Annotated in this window: 11 protein-coding genes; 3 read left to right on the plus strand and 8 right to left on the minus strand. The window is 61.4% G+C overall.

Annotated elements, in window-relative coordinates; translation table 11 throughout:
- The first annotated feature begins 47 nt into the window (after positions 1-47).
- Positions 48-1085, plus strand: coding sequence for a threonine aldolase family protein (locus ACYVRU_RS03340; RefSeq protein ID WP_114538992.1), 1038 nt, complete (start codon positions 48-50; stop codon positions 1083-1085).
- A gap of 468 nt (positions 1086-1553) precedes the next feature.
- Here ACYVRU_RS03340 and ACYVRU_RS03345 read toward each other — a convergent pair whose 3' ends face one another.
- The 5 genes from ACYVRU_RS03345 to ACYVRU_RS03365 all read right to left on the minus strand — a co-directional run bounded on the left by ACYVRU_RS03345 (position 1554) and on the right by ACYVRU_RS03365 (position 9988).
- Positions 1554-2447, minus strand: a complete 894-nt coding sequence (locus ACYVRU_RS03345; protein ID WP_241521399.1) for a hypothetical protein — start codon at positions 2445-2447, stop codon at positions 1554-1556.
- 688 nt (positions 2448-3135) lie between these two features.
- Positions 3136-4653 (minus strand): APC family permease, encoded by a 1518-nt coding sequence (locus tag ACYVRU_RS03350; protein WP_114549425.1) that lies wholly within the window; start codon positions 4651-4653, stop codon positions 3136-3138.
- A gap of 75 nt (positions 4654-4728) precedes the next feature.
- A complete protein-coding gene (locus ACYVRU_RS03355) occupies positions 4729-7017 on the minus strand; it encodes an APC family permease (protein WP_461185713.1) in 2289 nt (762 codons plus the stop codon).
- 178 nt (positions 7018-7195) lie between these two features.
- Positions 7196-8542 carry a C1 family peptidase gene (locus ACYVRU_RS03360; protein ID WP_223901345.1) on the minus strand — a complete coding sequence of 449 codons (1347 nt, stop codon included), beginning with the start codon at positions 8540-8542 and terminating at the stop codon, positions 7196-7198.
- An 87-nt stretch (positions 8543-8629) separates the two neighbouring features.
- Entirely contained in the window at positions 8630-9988 is a 1359-nt protein-coding gene (locus tag ACYVRU_RS03365) for a C45 family autoproteolytic acyltransferase/hydolase (protein WP_223901344.1), read from the minus strand.
- A 610-nt stretch (positions 9989-10598) separates the two neighbouring features.
- Here ACYVRU_RS03365 and ACYVRU_RS03370 point away from each other — a divergent pair.
- Positions 10599-11915 (plus strand): MFS transporter, encoded by a 1317-nt coding sequence (locus tag ACYVRU_RS03370; protein WP_223901342.1) that lies wholly within the window; start codon positions 10599-10601, stop codon positions 11913-11915.
- Positions 11916-12454: 539 nt separating this feature from the next.
- On the opposite strand, the gene ACYVRU_RS03375 is transcribed toward ACYVRU_RS03370, so the two are convergent.
- The 3 genes from ACYVRU_RS03375 to ACYVRU_RS03385 form a co-directional block, all read right to left on the minus strand.
- Positions 12455-13000 carry a hypothetical protein gene (locus ACYVRU_RS03375; RefSeq protein WP_181869648.1) on the minus strand — a complete coding sequence of 182 codons (546 nt, stop codon included), beginning with the start codon at positions 12998-13000 and terminating at the stop codon, positions 12455-12457.
- 152 nt (positions 13001-13152) lie between these two features.
- Positions 13153-14796, minus strand: coding sequence for an FAD-dependent oxidoreductase (locus ACYVRU_RS03380; RefSeq protein WP_223901340.1), 1644 nt, complete (start codon positions 14794-14796; stop codon positions 13153-13155).
- 1769 nt (positions 14797-16565) lie between these two features.
- Positions 16566-17630, minus strand: coding sequence for a LysR family transcriptional regulator (locus tag ACYVRU_RS03385; protein WP_461185714.1), 1065 nt, complete (start codon positions 17628-17630; stop codon positions 16566-16568).
- Positions 17631-17689: 59 nt separating this feature from the next.
- On the opposite strand from ACYVRU_RS03385, the gene ACYVRU_RS03390 reads away from it, so the two are divergent.
- Positions 17690-19621 carry an FAD-dependent oxidoreductase gene (locus ACYVRU_RS03390; RefSeq protein ID WP_022741461.1) on the plus strand — a complete coding sequence of 644 codons (1932 nt, stop codon included), beginning with the start codon at positions 17690-17692 and terminating at the stop codon, positions 19619-19621.
- Positions 19622-19640: the final 19 nt, after the last annotated feature.

Here is a 19640-nt window from a genome sequence, read left to right on the forward strand (position 1 = left end):
GGAATAATAGCACGACACACATCTCCGGGAAGCCCTGAGGAGGACTCATGATCTCGTTCGAGAACGACTATTCCACCGGCGCCCATCCGCGCATTCTGGAAGCGCTGGCGGCGACGAACCTGGAGCCGGCGCCGGGCTATGGCAGCGACCGCTTTTGCGAAAGTGTGGCGGCCCGCATCCGCGCGGCTTGCGATGACGAGACCGCCGACGTGTTCTTCCTCACGGGCGGCACCCAGACTAACGCCGTGGTCATTTCGGCTCTGCTGGCCGGGCACGAGGGTGTCATCGCTGCCGATACGGGGCACATCGCCGTTCATGAAGCCGGTGCCATTGAAGCCACTGGGCACAAGGTGCTCACCGTGCCCGAATGCGACGGCAAGCTGCGCGCCGCCGACGTGGAAGCCTACCTGCAAGCCTTCTACGCCGACGCCAGTTTCACCCACATGGTGTTCCCCGGCATGGTGTTCATCGCGCACCCCTCCGAGCTGGGCACGCTGTACTCTCTGGCCGAGCTGGAGGAGCTGTCGGCCCTCTGCCGCCGCTACGACATCCCGCTGTACTTGGACGGTGCGCGCCTCGCCTATGGCCTGGCCGCTCCCGACACCGACGTCTCCCTGGCCGACATCGCGCGCCTCACCGACGCCTTCTACATCGGCGGCACCAAATGCGGGGCGCTCTGCGGCGAGGCGGTCGTGTTCCCGCGCGGCGGCATGCCCCGCCACTTCCTCACCCACGCCAAGCAGCACGGTGCCTTGCTGGCCAAGGGGCGTCTGCTCGGCGTGCAGTTCGACACGCTGTTCACCGACAGGCTGTATGACGAGTTGGGTCGCCACGCCATCGCCATGGCCGACGAGCTGCGCCGCATCCTGCGCGAGGCCGGCTGCACCTTCTTCCGCGAAAGCCCCACCAACCAGCAGTTCGTCGTTCTGGACAACGCCCAAGTCGAGGCACTGGCCGAGCGCGTCCGCTTCAGCACCTGGGAAAAGCTCGGGGACGGCCGCACCGTCATCCGCCTCGTCACCAGCTGGTCCACCACCCCCGACGATCTCGCAGCCCTGAAAGCGGCCCTGCACGAAGTGCTGTAGACGCACAACTGCGGCAGCGGAGCTATCAAGGCGCGACATGCATATCGTTTCAGGCGCCACGGAAAGGCAGGGCTGTAGGGCTGCAAGCTGCAGGGCTGCAGGGCTGCAAGCTGCAGGCAGCGGGCACTTCAGGCGTTGCGAGCATTGCGAGCCCCAGGCCGCGGGCACTTCAGGCGTTGCGAGCATTGCGGACTGCGGTCGCTGCGGACGCACCGTCCCAAGCGCCGTGAGCGAACCGAACCAAAATCATCCCACTCCAGCCGGTCTTGCTATCTAGCGTAGTTTCCATCGAACTCCGGTGGAACATTATTGCGTTTTTGGTGCCTCGGCTTTCAGCAGGTGCACCACGACTCCCGACAAGCGCTCATTCGCCTTGCTTCTGCCTCCCCCGGCTGCACCAATTCTGCAGTTTTTCGCCAAACTTCGCCGGAATAGCCTCTCGCACTATGCGGTTTTGCACCAAAAACGTTATTCCTCGCCAAAATGAGAGGGACTCCCTACCGCTTCAAAGGTGCGTCGAGGCTCAAGCGGCAGGCCAAGCTGCCGACGTAGCTTCAGTTTTCGATCACGAGCATTTCTTACACATGTGCGGTTGCGCTTGCCCAAAACCCGCAGCATCGACTGCGCTATCGTGTCGCAAGCAAACAAACTCTCAAGCTCGTTGTCGGTGACTAGCACCACGTCGATGCCCATGGCTCGCAACGCATTCACGCGGCGCGAGTCTCGAGCACGGTGCAATTCCCCCTCGTGAAAAGCCCTGCTTTGGTACTCCATGGCCAAACGAGCTGATGGCCAGAACAGGTCGCATCGCAGCATTCGTGTTTCGGCGATAGCATAAGCCTCACCCGTGCATTCAACCTCATAGCCCATAAGGGGAATGCCCAGACCGTATCCGCCCAACGCCACTGGCAGCCCGAACAACAACGCACATTTCGCCTCACGCGGCGACTCCGCCCCTTTGGCAATGTACGACAATGCGCGCTGAGCACGCTTTGCTCCATGCATGCCGGGATTCATGCGCAAGAACTGGGCAAGCTGTCGCGTAGTCATCAAAGGGTCGGCATGGTATCGCGTAGGCTCACCCGCTTTTCCTCTGCGATAGGTGCCGCAAAGCTCATAACCCAACTCAAGCAGTTCGATCAACGAAAGCGACGTTGCCATTTGCACAAAGGTGAACGGTACGCTGGTCACCCTTGTCCCTTCACCCAGCGAAAGCAAGCCCGTGCCGCCAAACGGCTTCCCGCTGCGATGAAATTCGACAACATCGGTGCGGTGGTTGTGAGACGTAGAAGCGCTTGTAACATGGAGGGGCCGAGAAAGGGAGAGCGCGGGGCACTGCTCCAAAATGCGATCGCTTGCCAACTGCGCATCCTTTAAGGACGGTGCTTGGTCGGGGAACTTTCGGCTACGCATGGGCTGGGGCTTTTGGGACGGGGGCAATGCCGTCAGTATTTCCAGCGCTGTCTTGTGGCTAAAGCAAACGATCCGCCGGGAAGCGACGGGGGAAGATGGCCGAACCATGACGCACTCCTCTCGGGCCCGTCGTGAGAGGATCTTGCGAATCTGGTATGCAGAGACCCGGACACAGCCTCTGAGCACGGACTGTTGGAAACAGGATTCGCACTGGCTCGTAAGCATTGCAGTGTACCATGAGCACAAACGCCTGTCACGGACTTCCACGGGTCTTTCCTTTGAGTTTTGGCCGCTAATTTCGAAATCGGTGCATAGCAAGCGAGGAGAAGGCCAGCATCTGCCCTCAGAACTCGTTTATCTGCACCGAAAGCGAAAAATTTGCGCTACTTTTCTCGGCAAGGAAATGATTATCCCCGAGCATGTGCACCAAAAACGCCAAAATACGCCATGGAGAGCAAAACCACCTGCGCACATCTGCGCAGCACCCTGTCACGGGCACCTGCGCGCCCGCATCGGAGTACCGCTGTATGCTGCGGGGCACCATACCCAAAGCACAAGACGGGCCCAGACGCACAAGGTCAGGGCCCGTTTAGATCGTTCAGGTCGTCAACCAACGGTGCTGTCAGCCAACCGGGCGTTACCCGAGGTTAATCTGACGATGCAGCACGCGGGTCAGCACCAGGTAGTAGGCGATGCCGATGAGGATGAACACCACGCCCGTCACCAGAGCCACCGTGCCCACAGACATCAGAATCGCGAAGCACACCAGCGCACCGAGCGCCGGGAACACCAGGTGCATGAACACGGCCTTTGCGCCCGAACGCTGCTTCAGCTGGAACCAGCAGAACACGATGACCGACACGTTCAGCATCACGTAGGTGGACAGCGCGCCGAAGTTCGAGATCTTCACCACGGTGTTCATGTCGATGCCGCTGAAATGGAAGAGCAGCGTCAGCACCACGGACAGGGCGATGATGAAGATGACGGCGTTCAACGGCGAGTTCGTGCGCTTGTTCATCTTGGCCATGAACTTCGGCAGGCAGCCGCCATTGGCCATGGTGAACATGACGAAGGCGATGGAGTTCTGCTGCGCGATAGCGGTGAACACGCCCTGGGCCAGCGCCACGCCCACGGCGCACACGATCATGAGCCAGGGACCGGCGGCCATCTTGGCCACGGCGTAGAACGCGTTGTCAGTGTTGCCGGCAAAGGCCGCGCCCGACGGATCGATGCACGTGGCGATGAAGCACTGCAGCGCGTACAGCACGCACAGCAGAATGGCCATCACCATCATGGCGCGCGACGGCCCGTGCTTGGGGTCCTTCGCCTCTTGGGTCAGCGTGGCGATGGCGCCGAAGCCCACGTAGGACATCACAGCCAGCGACACAGCGGACATGGTGCCGCCGAACTCGAACTTGGCGGGGTTGAACAGGTTGGTCGGCGAGAAATTCGCGCTCTCGGGATGCTGCACGACGAAGACCACGCCGCATACGACGAACAGCGCGAGAATCGCCAGCTGAGCCACCAGTGCCACTTTGTTCACCACCATGGCGGTCTTCATGCCGATAAGCGACACGATGGCCACAATAATGAGGAACCCAAAGCACAGAGCCAGAATCGGCACATCCGGCAGCATGCTGTGAATGGCGATAGCCGCGATGAGGTACACCATGGCCGGGCTCACCAAGTACTGCAACAGCATCAGCCAGCCGGCGATGAAGCCGGGCAGCTTGCCGAACACGTGGCTCACATAGGTGAAGATTGATCCCGAAGACGGGAAATGCTGAATCATGATGCCAAAGGAGAACACCGAGAACAGCACGGCCACGAACCCGATGAGGAACGCGAGCGTGGGCATGCCGCCGGAGTCGGCGAACACGCCGCCGTAAACGGCCATGGGCGAGATGGGCACCATGGTGATGAGGCCCCATACCACCATGTCCTTCACGGTAAGGGTGGCTTTGAAGTCGTCGCCGGACTTCTGCTGGGTGGCCACGGTCGGCTTGGTCACCTTCGCTCCGTTGTTTTCCGGCATGGAGAGGCGGGCGACCGTGGCGTCATCGGGGGCGCCCGTCGCCGCACCGGATGCAGCCGCGGCTACGGCTACGGGTGCCTTCGGCGGCGCGCCCGTTTTTGTCTTTCCGTTTGCACTCATTGAGAACACCTCTTTTTACCCTCGAGGGGGCCGCGCCGCCCGCACATCCTGCGGCGCGGCCCCCTTCCGAAACACTTACTTAGAAGACCCCTTGGCAGCACCGGCGTCGTCGGCGCCTGCCGCACCGGCAGCGCCGTCGGCAGCATCGCCGCCCTTGGTCGCGCCCGCATCGGAGGCGGTGCCGGCAGCCTTCTCCGGCGCAGCAGCCGTCTCGGCACCAGCCCCGCGCGCAGCCTTGCGCGCCTGGTCGGCCGCAGCCTTGGCCTCCTTCACCTCGCGGCGAGCGGACGCCAAGTCGCTGTCGGCTTCCACCTGCTGCTCGAGCGCCTCGGCAGCCACCGCCTCGGCATGGGCTTTGGCCTGCGAGGACTTCTCGGCCGCCAAGGCTGCCACCTCAGCCGCAGCCGCTCGCTTGGCGTCGGCCGCCGGGTCGCGCGGCACCGGTTCGGCAGCCACTTCGTCAGCAGGCGCCGCCGGCACTTTCGCATCAAGCCGCACGGGCTCGGTGCCTTCCACCGGGGCCGTCTTCTTCAGGCCCACCGTGGCCGACGTGCCAATACCGGCTTTCTCCGAAATCATCGCCGGCTGGCTTAAGGGAATGGCACCCAGCGCGCCGATGGACGTACCGCTGGTCTTCACCGGGTGGTTCATGGCCGCAGGATCGTCGCCGGCCTCAATAGCCGGAGAGGACGGATGATGCTTGCCCGGCACGTACTCGTCGGGAAGCACGATCTGCTCGCTGGGGTTCCACAGCTTCTTGATGGGCATGCCCATGGGGTTCTGGCCCTCGCTCATCAGCTCGGACGGCACGTTGGACAGAACCTTCTGGGGCTTCTTCAAACCCTCGATCTGCCAGGTGAACGGCGCGAACACATTGTTCGGGTCGGCCCAATGATGGCGCTTGGAGGCCTGGTACACGCCGAAGCAGATGGCGAAGGTGACAACGATGATGGCCACGATAACCACCACGTAGGTCACCGGACTGCCCACTTCCTCGGCTACCTGGGCCGGCGGGATAATGGCCAGCACGATGCCGAACAGGCAGGCCAGAAGACCAAGGCCGGCCACAAGCCACGCGCCCACGTTGCCGCCGGGCACCTTGAACAGACGCGGACGGTTCGGCTGGTCGTGACGCAGCTTCAAGAACGAGACGAACATCAACACGTAGTACATCATGTAGAGGATGGTGATGGCCTGGGTGATGAGCACGACGAAGCCCTCGATGTTCGGAATGAGGAAGCAAAGGAAGGCAATGAGGGTCATGAACGTCATCTGCAGGTACATAAGGCGGCTCGGCATGCCGTGCTTATTGGAGTTCTGCAGCACCTTCGGCAAAAAGCCGGAGCGGCCGGCCTGGCCGAGCATGAACGAGGGACCTGCCATGTTGGTGACGAGCGACGCCATGGAAGCGCCGAGGCCGACCCACACGAAGGCCACGTAAATCCACGGGCAGTTGAACGTGGCGCCGAGGATCTTATAGGTCTGGTACAGGCCGTAGACCAAGTTCATGTCGGATTTCGGCGTGACGATGGCGATGCACACGGTACCAGCGATGAAGATGATCAGCGTCAGGATCATGGCGATGAAGATGGACAGCGGGAATTCCTTCTGCGGCTTCTTCAGCTGCTTGATATGGGCAGCGTTCATATCGATGCCCGCGAAGCTGAAGAACACACCGGCGGCCAAGGCCAGGTTGGTGAGGCTGAAGCCGTCAGCGAAGGGATTGAACGCCTCGGGCGTGGGGGTCACGTTGGACACGTTGCCCTGGGCGAGCCATACCACCGTGAAAATGACGATGAACGCCAGCGGGATGAACGTGCCGATGATGACGCCGTACTTGGTCAAGCGGGCGAAGGCCTTCACGCCCTTAGTGGACAGGAAGGTCAGACCCCAGTAGTAGGCCAACCACGCCAGAATGATGAAGAACTGGTTCTCCGGATGGTTCATGAACTGCACGGCCCAGTCCCAATCAGGCGTGTAGAAGCCGATGGTGGCCGATGCCGAGGCAACGCCCATACCGAAGTTGATGGAGGTCTGGAACCACAGAATGAGCAGGCACGTAAATGCCAGCCCAGGGCCCATAGCCTCGCCGACCCAGCGGAAGATGCCGCCGCGCTGACCCCAGCCGGAAGCCAGCTCGGCCGCCACCAAACCGGTGGGCAGGAAAAACACCAGAGCGCCGATGATGAAGAGCGTGACGGAGGACAGCCCGTAATAAGCCTGCTGGACGTCGTTGGCGACGCTGCCGATGATGGTCACGTTCATCATGACCAGAGCCATCAGGCTGATATAGGTTCCACTGCTGGCCTTCGCTGCGCCCTTCGCCGGCGCTTTGGCCGCATGAGTTGTAGTTTGGGAGCTCATAGTTACCCCTCACGAAAGGGCCCGGCGGGGCGGGCTTTCCTTCCCGGGACGCCATTCCCGGAAAAGGCACCCCGCCGGACAGCGGATAGTTGCCGCGGGCGACTTGCACAAGCCGCCCGCAAGGGCCGACCTTGGGGCATCCCGTGCGGAACCCCTGCGGCCGGCGCCCGATTGCCGCCTAGGCGGAAACCGGGTTGAAGGTGTTCCAGAACGGCCACACGATGGGATCGGAGTCCAACGCCTTCTGCATCTCGGGGCTCAGGCGATCCTTGCGGATGGCCACCTCGTAGACGAAGTTGTCGAACCACTCGTCGCTGCAGACGAAGTAGCCGTTGTTGCCGGTCTTCATGCCGTGGTTCTCGGTGCCCCAGGAGTTCTCGATCTTCCACTTCGTGGGCTTGCCGTCCTTGATATCGACGCCGGCAATGGTCATGGCGTGGGTCGGCAGGCTCTCGTGGGTGGCGAAGCGCTCGGCCTTGTCCATGGTGAACTTCACGCCGAACAGAGCCTCGAGGTCGTACAGATCGAAGTCCATGACGCCGGCATTGCGATCGCAGTGCTGCAGCACATCGGAGCCGAACCAGACAGGCTCGCCGTCCTTCAGCGAGTCGATGACGTAACCCTTCAGCTCCTCCATCGGCACGTTCAGGTACAGGTTGCGACGCTCGGGAATCTGGTCGGAATCCTGGATGGCGTACATGCGGCCGTAGGGCTTGTCGTCGCCGGGCACGTTGATGACGCCGATGTAGTCGTCCAAGTTGATGGGCACGTACTTCTTCAGGAACTCCAACGGGGTGATGCCGAGGTCGGCATGGTAGTGGCCCTTGGCGTCGTTGTAGGTGAAGTCGAACTTCTGCACCGGCTCACCGAAGCACACGGCCAGCACGCGGTACACCTCGTTGAGCATTTCCTCCTGGGCGGCCTTCGTGTCCTTGTCCTCCTGGGCCATGGTGCGCAGCTTCAGGGCGTCCTGGCGCAGCAGGTGCGAGAGCACCGTGTTCAGCTCGGCGGTGTTGTTGGTGCAGTGGGTCTCGGCCTGGGCCTCGTGCGGCACCACGCCGTACTTCTTCACCAGGGCGCACACCATATCCCAGTCGCCGCCGTCGGCCATGGGCGTCGTGAACAGCCAGTCGACCTCGCGGTTATCCAGCGGCTTGTCGGCCGTGGCCACCGCGTGCTCGAGGAACCAGGCAGCGCGCTCGAGCTTGTTGAAGAACGCCAGGTAGGCCTGGGACAGCTCGAAGGTGCCCTTCGGCAGATCGAGCTCCTTCTCAATGTGGAAGCGCAGCACGTTCAGGCAGGCGAACATCCAGCAGCGGCCCGACATTTTCTGGTTGGCCACGGCCTGATCGTCCACGTCGATGGAAAACGCGAAGCTCTTGGGGCTCATGCGCTTGAGCACCTCCACGCTTTCCGCCGACTCCAGAATGCCGTTCTTGGTCACCGCACGCTGGGCCACGTGCTGGGTTTCGGCCTTCTTGTAAGACTCGGCCATCTTCGCGATTTGTTCCTTTGAGATTTCCATAATCTATGCTCCTTATCCTCGATTGGTTAGCGTTGATCTATATGGAAGGAACGCGGCGCCGTGGAAAAGCGCCGGTTCGAATTCCCTTTAGTCGAAGAGCGTCCAGGGCTGAGTCGGGCGATCTTCCAGGTAGCCGTCCATCCACTTCCACAGCGGGTGCTGGCCCATGAAGTCTTTCGCCACGAACTCCACGCCGTCGGCGCGGCCGTAGCGGCCCCACATCTTCAGGTGCTTCACGTCGTCGGGGCCAGCGGCCTTGGCGTCGCAGGAGCCGGCCGGGTAGAACGGGATGTTCCACACGGCATCGGGGTCGTCGGCGTAGTACTGCGGATCCACGTCGTAGTGGGCACAGATGTCGCGGCTCGACGGGCAGTTGTAGCCGAGGTACACGTCATAGGTGTCGGCGAGCATCTTCTTCACGACTTCCAGGTCGATCTTGCCGTAGTACTGATCGATGAGTTCCATCCAGCGCTGGCGACGGGCACCGGTCTGCTGGCGCGGGTCGTTGAAGCCGTTGTCCTTGCACTCCAGGTTGCGGATGCGCGGATCGAACACAGCGTTGCAGCCGAAGTACGCGCCGTCGAAGGTGCGCTCGAGGCTCGTGAATTCCAAGCCCTGCTCGAAACGGGCGATCTCGCCGGTGTTGTGGTCGGCGATGAGCCACGCGTTGGCGTAGCCGCCGTTGTTGCCTTTGTTCAGGCGCTCGACGAACTCGTCGATGGTGGCCGCGTACTGCACGGCGTCGCGGATGCGCACCCACTCGGGCATGCCCGCATCGTCGTAGCGGTCGAAGCCGGCCAGCGTGGTCTCGGTGATGTTCAGGCCCGCGGCGGTCACGTAGAAGTCGGTCATGGACGACAGCATGCACGGCGCCGAGGCTTGCATGATGAAGGCGTAGCCGTCATCGGGCTCCACGCGTTTGCAAACGTTGAAGTACTGGCCGCTCCAGAACTCGTCGAAGCTCTCGTGGCCCAGGTAGGGCTTGCCGTCCACCGTGGCTGAGCCAGTGGCCACGATGGCGGAGCAGTGCTCCTTGCGGTGGGTCTTCATGAGCGGGCGGCTCATGACCTTGCCGGCGTTTTGCGGCCACCAGTAGCCGGTGATCTCCATCCAGTCGTTCCAGGCGATCATGTCGTCGGTGGTGGTGGGAATGCCCGCCGCCATCAGGCCCTCGGCCATGCCGCGCAGCTCTTCGAGCCAGCGGGTGGGAATCTTGTCGCGGTGCAACTTCAGCGCCTGCTCGGCGAACCACTCGTAGGTCATGCCGAAGGTTTCCAAGGTCATGAACTTGTACACGCGCAGGGCGTCTTGGTACTCGTCGGCCAGAAGGTAGCCCTCCTGGAAGCCGCACTCGTAGGGGGTGCCCTTCACCTTGATATGCTGCCAGCCGTTGATCTTCTGCAGCTGAGCGTGATCGATAATTGATTGCTGCTCTTGAGTGACCATTGTCGTCTTCCTTTCCAGGTGCGCCGGGGCAGTCGGGCGTGCGGAGCCGTTCTTTTCGAGCCGCCCCGCGAGCGAGCTTCAACGCACGAACTCGCGGATTCGTGATATATCCTGCGCTCTTGCTCGGCGTTTTGGTGACGGGGGCGGTTTTCGTTGCTGCGCCGTTATAGATTAGTTTTCCGCTGATTTTCTAAGTTCTAGCTGGGTGTTTCCCGAAGCCGTCAACAGGGATGACTTCTCGCTGTACGAGGGGTAAGCTCCGCTTCGCAACTGGCTCCTTGCAAGAACGAACGCACAGGGCAACTCCTTGCAAGAGCGTGCGCACTGGGATAACTCCGCGAGGATACGCGTCCCCTTCCTCGGCCTTAAGCCACAAAAGAACGGTTTTGCCGTGACAACCGTTCATTTGTGGCTACCTTCTTCCTGAATTTATCGTTTTTCATTATAGTAATAACCGCAAAATCACCCTTTTTACGTAAAGGACGTGATTTTGCGGCTAGCTTTTTAAGCTGTTGCTGCACCATTTTCCTCTTGCTCTTTTTTGTGCAGTTGATAGACTGAGCAGTGGCTGGCACTGGAATCCCGACCCACGCAATTCCAAGGGGGAGCCATGTCCCATGCAACATCGCAGACGCACACCACAGCGACTCAAACAACGCCGCACCGTCTGCTGTACTTCTTCGTCGCCTTCGTCCTGCTCATGTTCTTCGGGCTCATCTATGCCTGGTCGCTGTTCGTCGACCCGCTGGAGGCGGAATTCGGCTGGGATCGCTCGGCCACCTCGGTGGTGTTCACGCTCTCCATCATCACCTTCTGCGCCGGCATGCTCGTGGCGGGCGCACTGGAAGAGCGCACGTCCCCGCGCACGGTCATGCTCATCACGGCCGCCTGCCTGGGACTGGGACTTATCGCTTCGGCCTTCACGGAATCGCTGCCCTTCATTTACGCCACCTACGGCGTGTTGGTGGGAGCCGGCGTGGGCCTTGGCACCGATGTGGTCATGTCCGTCACGCTGAAATGGTTTCCCGACAAGCAGGGCCTGGCCTCCGGTGCCATGCTCATGGGCTTCGGCGGCGGCACCATGCTGCTGTCCCCCGTTGTCACTACGATGCTGGGCGCGCTCGGATGGCGCATGACCTTCGGTGCGCTGGGGGCCGTTTTCGTCGTGCTGGTGGGGGCGGGCGCCTTCATCATGAAGCTGCCAACGCCAGAGTATGTTCGCCCTCTTCTAGAGAAAGCGCGGCAGAACGCCACCGTGGCAGCTGTCGACATGACCGGCTCCCAAATGGTGCGTACGCCCACGTTCTGGGTGTTCATGGTGTATCTGATGCTCGTCACCTGCGGCGGTCTGGCGCTCATCAGCCAAGCAGTGCCGGCGGCTATGGAATTGCTCATGGGCGCAGGCGCTGCGGCGGCTGGCGCGGGGGCGGCCGACGCTGGCGCCAGCGCCGTGCTGTCCGAGGCCGAGGCGCTTATGCTGGCTACCGCGGCCATGGGCAGCGTGTCGGCCATGAACGGGCTCGGGCGCCTCATCAACGGATTCATCTGGGACAAGTTCGGCTATCGCGTGTGCCTCACTTGGATCGCCGTGGCCTTCGCCGCGGGCATGCTCTGCTGCGCCTTCGCCATGATGGGCGGCAACTTCCCGCTGCTCGTAGCTGGCTTTATGCTGCTCGGCCTCATGTACGGTGGGAACATGTGCTCGATGTCGGCCATGGTGGGCACGTTTTTCGGCCCGAAGTACTACGGCATCAACTACGCCATCGCCACCTGCCAGATGATCCCGGCCGCCATCGTAGGCCCGCAGATTCTCGCCCTCTCGCAAATGGGATCGGGCAGCTACCTCGGCGCCTTCTGGGTCTTCTTCGGCGTGGCCATCGCGGCCCTGGTCGTTTCGCTGTTCATCAAGCCCCCGAAGGCCGCGTAGCGCAGCGAGCGCTTCCAAACCTGCATCGGCCGTGCGGCCAAATCCATAGGTAGATGAAGTACTCGGAAAATCTTTCCATACTCGTTGGAGAAACCTGCCCAGCGCGCTGCCGACCCAGCTCCAACGGTGACAAAATGAGGGAGCTTCGTGCACGAAAATCGACTTATATAGACTTTTGAAACAGCGGGGAGCACATTTTGAGGCTTATATAGCGTTCTTTCTCCCTTTCCGCATCCCCGAATGTCTATATAAGTCGATTTTTGTGCACGAGAAGGCCTTGTTTTGTCACGGAAACGGCGGAGACCGTGGAAACGAAAGAGACGTGGAACAAAATAAGGCGCACCGGGGCTGCTAGCCCGGCGCGCCTTTGAGCGGCCACGTGTTTGGCGACGACGCGTTTTCAAAATCACAAGACTACGCAGTTTGCAGGCCGCGAAGCTGCGTACGCGCGAAATCGTGGGCTATGAAGCTGTGCGCACAAAATGCCAGGGCACCCAGACTCACCAGCTTGCGAACTGACAAGCTCTGCAGAGAGCGCCTTACCGATCCTTGTTCGAGCACAGCAGCAAGATGCCGGCCACGAGCGAGCAGAAGATGAGGGTGCATACGTCGAAGGCGACGGTGTTGGCCTTGGTGCCCTTGTAGATGCCCCAGGAGATGACCGACATGGGAATCATCCACGCCAGCGGGATGATGAGCCAACACGAGCCCACCAGCGACAGGATGCAGAAGATGAACGCCACAAGGCGCAGATTGCGGTCGGTGTCGGTCATCGGGTAAAGAGCTGCAGGGGCCGCCGGGGCCACGGGCTGGGCGTACACCTGCTGGTAGGCCGGCTGCGGCTGCTCGTAGGTGGCCTGATAGGGCTGCTGGTAGGTTTGCTGGGCCTGATAGGGGTCATAGCCCTGGCCGGCGCCGTAGGGTTGCTGCGCCTGGTAGGGGTCGTAAGCCTGCTGAGCGGTTTGGTCGGTGTCGTAGGACTGCGCGGCCTGCCCCTGGCCCTGCGCGTTGTCGAAAGCCTGGGCCGGATCGGGCGCAGCGGGCGGCTCGGGCATGGTGCTGAAGGGATTCTGCTGGTCAGTCATGGGAGATACCTCCTGTTTCGAAATGTCATGCTGCCAGTATAGCCCCTTCTCCGCCCCCCACGCCTTACGAATCGACTTTCATTGTTGTAAGAGAAACGAGAGCCCGCGTGTCGGCGGGCTCTCGAGGGGAGGGTGTGGGTATGGAAACGTCGCTACAGGCTCGCTACGTGCTTGCCGGCGAGGTAGCCGCCGGTGATGGCGCGGCCGATGGAGAGCCCCAGCACGTCCATGGGGTAGTCGACGCCGCCGTAGAAGCAGCCGGACACGTTGCCTACGGCGAACAGGCCGTCGATGGGCGTGTGCTCGTCGGCCTTCAGCACCTGGTTGTCAGCGTTAATGAGCAGGCCGCCGATGATGGCCGAAAGTCCCATGCCGAACTCGTGGGGCACCACGATGAACGGCGGGGTGTCGATGGCGCGCATGAACGTGGGGTTCTTGCCGAAGTCGTCATCGGAGCCCTTGGCGCAAAGCTCGTTGTAGCGATCCACCGTCGCCTGAACCGCGGCGGCGTCCAACTCGTAGGCGCCCGATTCCGTATCGGCGGCCATGGCGGCGCAGGCCTCCTCGATGGTGTTGCCCTCGTAGAACCACTTGCAGTTCGAGGCGTCGATCTCCGGGTCGATGGCCTTCCACTCCGCAATCTGGTCCTGCCACTTCGCATCCACGATGGTATACAGGTTGCCCGCCTTGGCATCGCCGCCGGCCTCGTGGATGTACTCGCGCACGTAGTTGTTCAGGTAGCCCTGCATGGGGCCCTCGCACATGAAGCGCTCGCCCTTGGCATTCACCAGCAAGTGCGGCGTGTCTACGCGGCCCACGCGGGCGTCGTGGATCATCTTGGTGTGCGTCGTCGGCTCAATCTCGCCGCCGGCCCACACGCCCATCTTGTGGCCGTCGCCGGTGCGGTTCATCTGGCAGGGCGGGAACTCCTTGATGTCGGGGCAGTAGTAAGCCACCATCTCCGGGTCGCACTGGTAGTCGCCCGTAGCCAGAATGACGCCCTTGCTAGCGTTGAACAGCACATTCTTGCCGTCCTCCTCGCACACCACGCCGGTCACGCGGCCGGACTCGTCGGTAACGAGCTGCTGGGCCGGGCAGCTGAAGAAGAACTCCACCCCCGCGCTTTCGGCAATGGGGGCGATGGCTTTCACCACCTCGTCGTGGCCGATGCGGAAGTAGGTGTTGGCGTGCAGGTACACGTCGTAGCCGCTGATGTGCAGCACGCGGTCGGCCTGGGGCTCATCGGGATTCACCTCGATGCCGCCGGCGGACGCGGCCTCGCGGAACCAGGACAGCGCCTCGAAGGAGTTGTCGGCCCAGGCTTCCAGAAGAGCGCGGTTGCTGCGGTGGTCGGCCAACTTGATGAGATAGCTGATAAGGGCTTGCTTGCCTGCTTCGCTCGTCTGGTTCAAATCGACGCCAGCGGCCATGTTGCCCTGGGAGGAAGGCGTGGCCTCGCGCTGCACACAGGCAATCTTGGCACCAGCTTCAGCGGCCGACATGGCGGCAGCCATGCCCGAGACGCCGGCGCCCACGACGACGACCTCAAAGTCGCGCGTCTCATCGAACTCCGTAATGGGTTCAGGCGCGATGAGGAAGCTGGGCGTACCGTCGGCAGCGCGCGTCGCGCCCGAGCCGGTATCGGCCATAGACGCGCTCTTCGGCTGAGGCGCGCACCCGGCCAGCGAAGCTCCGGCAGCGACGGCTGTAGCGAGCCCGCCGAGCTTGAACAGACTACGCCGGCTGAGCGAGCCGGCGGTGGAACTGGCGACATGCATGTTGGCGATCTTGTTCATGGGAACCCTCCTATGTGTTCTCTTTTCCCTTCCGCCGGCCCCGAGCGTTCCTTGCGACTTCGCGGCGCCGAACGGCTTTGCTGGCTCTCGCTATGCCTGCTCGAGCTCCACCGCACATCTACCGCGCAGCACTTTCGCTGTTTATCTTTGTAAACAGGTGGCATAAACACCCTGTTTTCCTGGGGAAGCGCCAGCCCTACCGTCAATCTTATCGGCACTAGCGTTCCATGTTTCTGAGCGGTTGCCGACGTGCCCCGCACTCTTCTCACAACGAGAGCACCAGCTGCGGCCACGGCCATTCGCCCCCGCAGAGAACCCGTCACGTTATAATGGTCGCTGTTGACACCGCGAAAGCACGACCCTTGCAGCCAAAGGCGGACAAGAGGGGGTAACGCCATGGCCCACAATGAAGCTGCACCAAAGCACTCACTCATGCGTTTGCTCGATATGCCCCAAGCCTTCCTCGGCTTTGCCCTGTGGCGCGCCTGGGTGTCGCTCACCTATGCGAATCCCTCGGTGCCCATGCCCGTCAGCGGCACCGCCGGCCAGTTCGCCTACGATGTGGTGCTCGCCGGCAGCGCTATCGTCATCGCCCTGCTCTCCAGCCGCATCGCGCCTTTGGCCGGGCGACGCTGGGTCTATGGGACCATCGCTCTTCTGCTTGGGTTCTCCGTGGCCGCGAACGTGGCGGCTCTGGCACTGCCCGCAACCACCGACGCCCTTGTTGCGCCAGCAACCCTGGCCGGCGGCATCGGCTCGGCGCTTCTCATTCTGCTGTGGTGCGAAATCTACAGCTGCCTCAGTCCTACCCGCGTGGCGCTGTACTACGCGCTCGCCATCATCGGTGGAGTCGTGCTCACCTTTGCGCTTCAGGGCTTCAGCGATGAGTACCTTTACGGGGCGCTGCTCGTGCTGCCAGCGCTTTCGGCGGCCTTGGCCCATCGCTCCTACCGACTCTACGTCCCGGCAGAAGATCGGCCCATCGCCGCCAACCGTCGGCTCATTCCCTGGAAGTTCTTCCTTATCCTCGCCCTCTTCGAGCTGGTGGCCAGCTACAGCTCCGCCCATATTCGCAGCGCCTACCCCCTGCTGGTCGGCTCCCATTCCACCGCGACCACCTTGGTCGGCGGTCTTGTGCTGTTCGCGTGGGTGTGGTGGTTCTCTAACCGACCGCCCTTGTCCGCCTTGTACCGGGCGCCGGTCATCCTCCTTTGCTGCGGGCTCCTCATCGTGCCGCTATTCGGCCTTGGCGGCAATTTGGCCGGCAGTTTCTGCACAGCCCTGGGCGTGATGCTCTTCAACGCCATCGTGTTTCTGTTCCTCTGCGACATCTCCAAGCGCTTCGGCGTGAGTGCGCTTCTGCTGTTCGGCATCGAGGAGTCGCTGATTCTCGTGAGTTGGGTCGGCCGCGAGGGGGCGCTCCTCTTCGATGGATCCGGCCTGTTCGGAGGCACGGGACCGGCCATCGGTGCCGTAGTCGCCATTGCGGCCATTGTGGCGGTGGCAACTCTCGTGCTTAACGAACGCGAGATCGGCGAGCGCTGGGGCATCGCCTTCATGGGCAAGCGACCACCCGAGGAGAACGAGCGCACGCGTCTGGCGCGTCGCTGCGCCACCGTGGCCGAAGCGCGCCGCCTCACGCCACGCGAACGGGAGGTGATGGAGCTGCTTTGCTCAGGGCAAGTCGCTTTCCGGCGTGGCCCACGAACTCATCATCGCCGAGGGCACCGCGAAGGCCCACACCCGCCACATCTACGAGAAGCTCGGCATCAATACCCGTCAAGAATTGCTCGATTTGCTGATGACGGAGCAGTAGCAAGGTCTCCGGCGCGCTCCCCCGACAACAAGACAAATTGCTCGGCATATTCGAAAAATCTGGTCAGCGCAGGGCTCAAGCGATCTGTGCGAAAAAAGAAGCACAGTGGGAAAGAGATGTCCTCTTCCTCAAGGGGGATCGCCCGCAGGTAATCCCTATGAGGAAACTGCAGCGACGCAGGCGTAAGGGCATATCCTTTGCATTCGCTCAGCTTAAGCCCGAGCGTCTCAATCTGCTCAGTACGTCGTATGTCGCAGGGAGCACAACCGCGCTGCGTAAAAAATCTCAATATCTCTTCGTTCATGCGGCTGAATCCTTCGGCCCGATCGTCGAGAACCACCAAAGGCTCACCAGCAAGCTGCTCCAACGCTAGCGTCTCGCATCCCGCCAACGCATTGTCTTCATGAATCGTTGCCACAATTCTCTCACGAAGAAACAACCTCATGTTCATCGGGGGCTTCAGTTCCGCGGGAAGCCCGATACCAAAGGCAAGATCGCACCAGCCCTCCTCCACCGCGCTCAAACCCACAACAGGAGGATTCGATTCCAACTTGACACGAAGAGCAGATTGCTCGAGGGAGAGAAACGCCAACAACGGCTCAAGATAACACGGTATCCAAAAATCCGGACAGCTCAGTCGTATGACTGGCACATCCTCCGCGAGTCGACCAAGCTCATCAAGCACATGAGTGTAATGGGCCTGCATGGCAGAGAAGTCGGCAATAACCGCTCGTCCCGCATCGGTCAGCTCCACTTTGCGAGTCGTACGATTAAATAGCCGAGCCCCCAGCGCCCGCTCCACAGCGTCAACGTGACGGCTCACAGCCGAATGAGACATGTGCAGCCTTCGCGCCGTCTCCGTGTAGCTGAGTGTTTCCGCCAGCACGAGCAACTCGGGCACATATTCCATGTTGAGCACCACAACCCCCTGATCCCCTTTGTCGTTGTAGCGAATTGTACGGTTTGTGCACAAATCACGCAACAACTTGCAAAAGACCCTCGGGCGAACCGATCCCATAATGAACGACAGCAGGGGCGAGGGCGTCTCGCCGACAAGATTCGAACATAGGAGGGAACATGGGACACGGAAAGAACCACGTCATCGATCGCAGACGGTTTGTGCAAGCAAGCTCGGTCGCAGCGGCAGCTCTGGCCTTAGGCGCGACGGGATGCGCTTCGTCACACCCCGTCGCAGAGACGGGCGGCACGACAACTCAATTTGTCGCAGGAACCTACCAGGCCACGGCACTCGGCAAGAAGAGCGATATCACCGTCGAGGTCGTCTTCTCCGACACTGCCATCGACAGCGTCCGCGTCGTCGATCACGGAGAAACCGAACGCATCGCCGCACCGGCGTTTGAGAAGATCCCTGAGATCATCGTAGCATCACAATCACTCGCCGTCGACGCGGTGACAGGAGCGACGCTTTCATCCCTCGCGCTGCTCTCGGCCGTAGAAGACTGCGCGCGTCAAGCCGATGGCGACGTGAGCGCTTTGAAGCGTGCGGAGGTTCCCAAAGAGCAGCCAACCGACGAGGAGATCGAATGCGACCTCGCCGTCATAGGCGCCGGCATTTCTGGAATGGCATCTGCACTAGCAGCTGCTCAGCAGGGAGCGAAGGTCGTCGTGTTCGAGAAGTCCTCGAGCATGGGCGGCAACGCCCTCGTGAGTGGCGGTTTCATCGAGTATGCCAACGCACCCGAAGAATTACGCGTCGAAGTGAACGACGGCTACCTGAAGATCTTCCAAGAAGTTCTTCAGTTCAATCGAGACGCCGGGCTTGACGCCTCTCTGGTAGATGAGGTGCAGCAACAATGGGACGACTACTACGCAAACGGGAACACCAAACTCTTTAGCTCGCCCGAATTCCTTGCGCTGCAACTCTGCATGCTTGAGGGCAACACCTACGACTTCCAACACACTTATGCAACGGATGTGGAGGGGGGCACGGCATGGCTCGACACCATGCAGTTTCCCTGGATGCCACTCGTCGCAATTCCCGGTTATTCTTGGGCGCATTTCTCGGGTTCCTCAGAAGACGTGAATGGAGAAGGCTATTTCAACGTGTTCGAACGAGAGATGGAAGGACTCGATCTTCGCATCCTGTTCGCCACGCCGGCAACCGAGCTCATCACTGAAAGCGGTCGCGTGACTGGCGTCATTGGCAGCAGCGCAAACGGCAGCACGTACACCGTGCGCGCTAAAGACGGTGTCGTTATCGCCTCTGGAGGCTATGCCGACAACCAGGATATGCTGAAAGAGCACGACAAGATGTGGAACTGGAAAGATCTCGACACCTTCCACTGCGACAACAACTACGGACACACTGGAGACGGCATCCGCATGGCCACAGAAGCAGGCGCCGCCTTCGCCGAATTGCCCTTTAACCAGATGGTCTTCCCCTTCGTGGACACCGTGCTCTACGCCACCGAAACAACCGTCGGAACCACCAATGAGAGCATCTACGTGAACAAGGCCGGCAAACGCTTCTGCGACGAGGGCGGCAGTCGAACTGACATGACGATCGCCCTGATGGAGCAGGATGGGGGTGTGGGTTTCCAGGTGGTCGACCACGACAGCTCCATGATCACGGACGGCAAGACCCACACAGGCATGGACGTCGAGTACGCCATTGAGCGGGGCATCCTCTACCGCGCCGACACACTTGAAGAACTGGCGGGCCTCATGGGCGTCGACGAGGCGACATTCCTGAAAACTGTCGACGATTACAACGAGATGACTCGTACTTTCAACGACCCAGAATTCGGCCGATCCAGCTTCGGGCCCAATGCCCCCCTGGATAATCCTCCATTCTATGCATCACCCCGCACCTGGGCGATGCATATCACGATGGACGGCATCTCGACCGACTCATCTCACCGCGCGCTCGATGCGGCCGGAAATGTTGTACCGGGACTCTACGTTGTGGGCGAAGCAGCTTGCGGCGGCCGCGGTGTCGGATCGCTCGGCGCAGGCTATGCGGTGGCGCAATCAATCTACAACGTCTAAGAACACGCGTTACGATAGA

Source organism: Adlercreutzia sp. CNCM I-6216 (assembly GCF_977113345.1).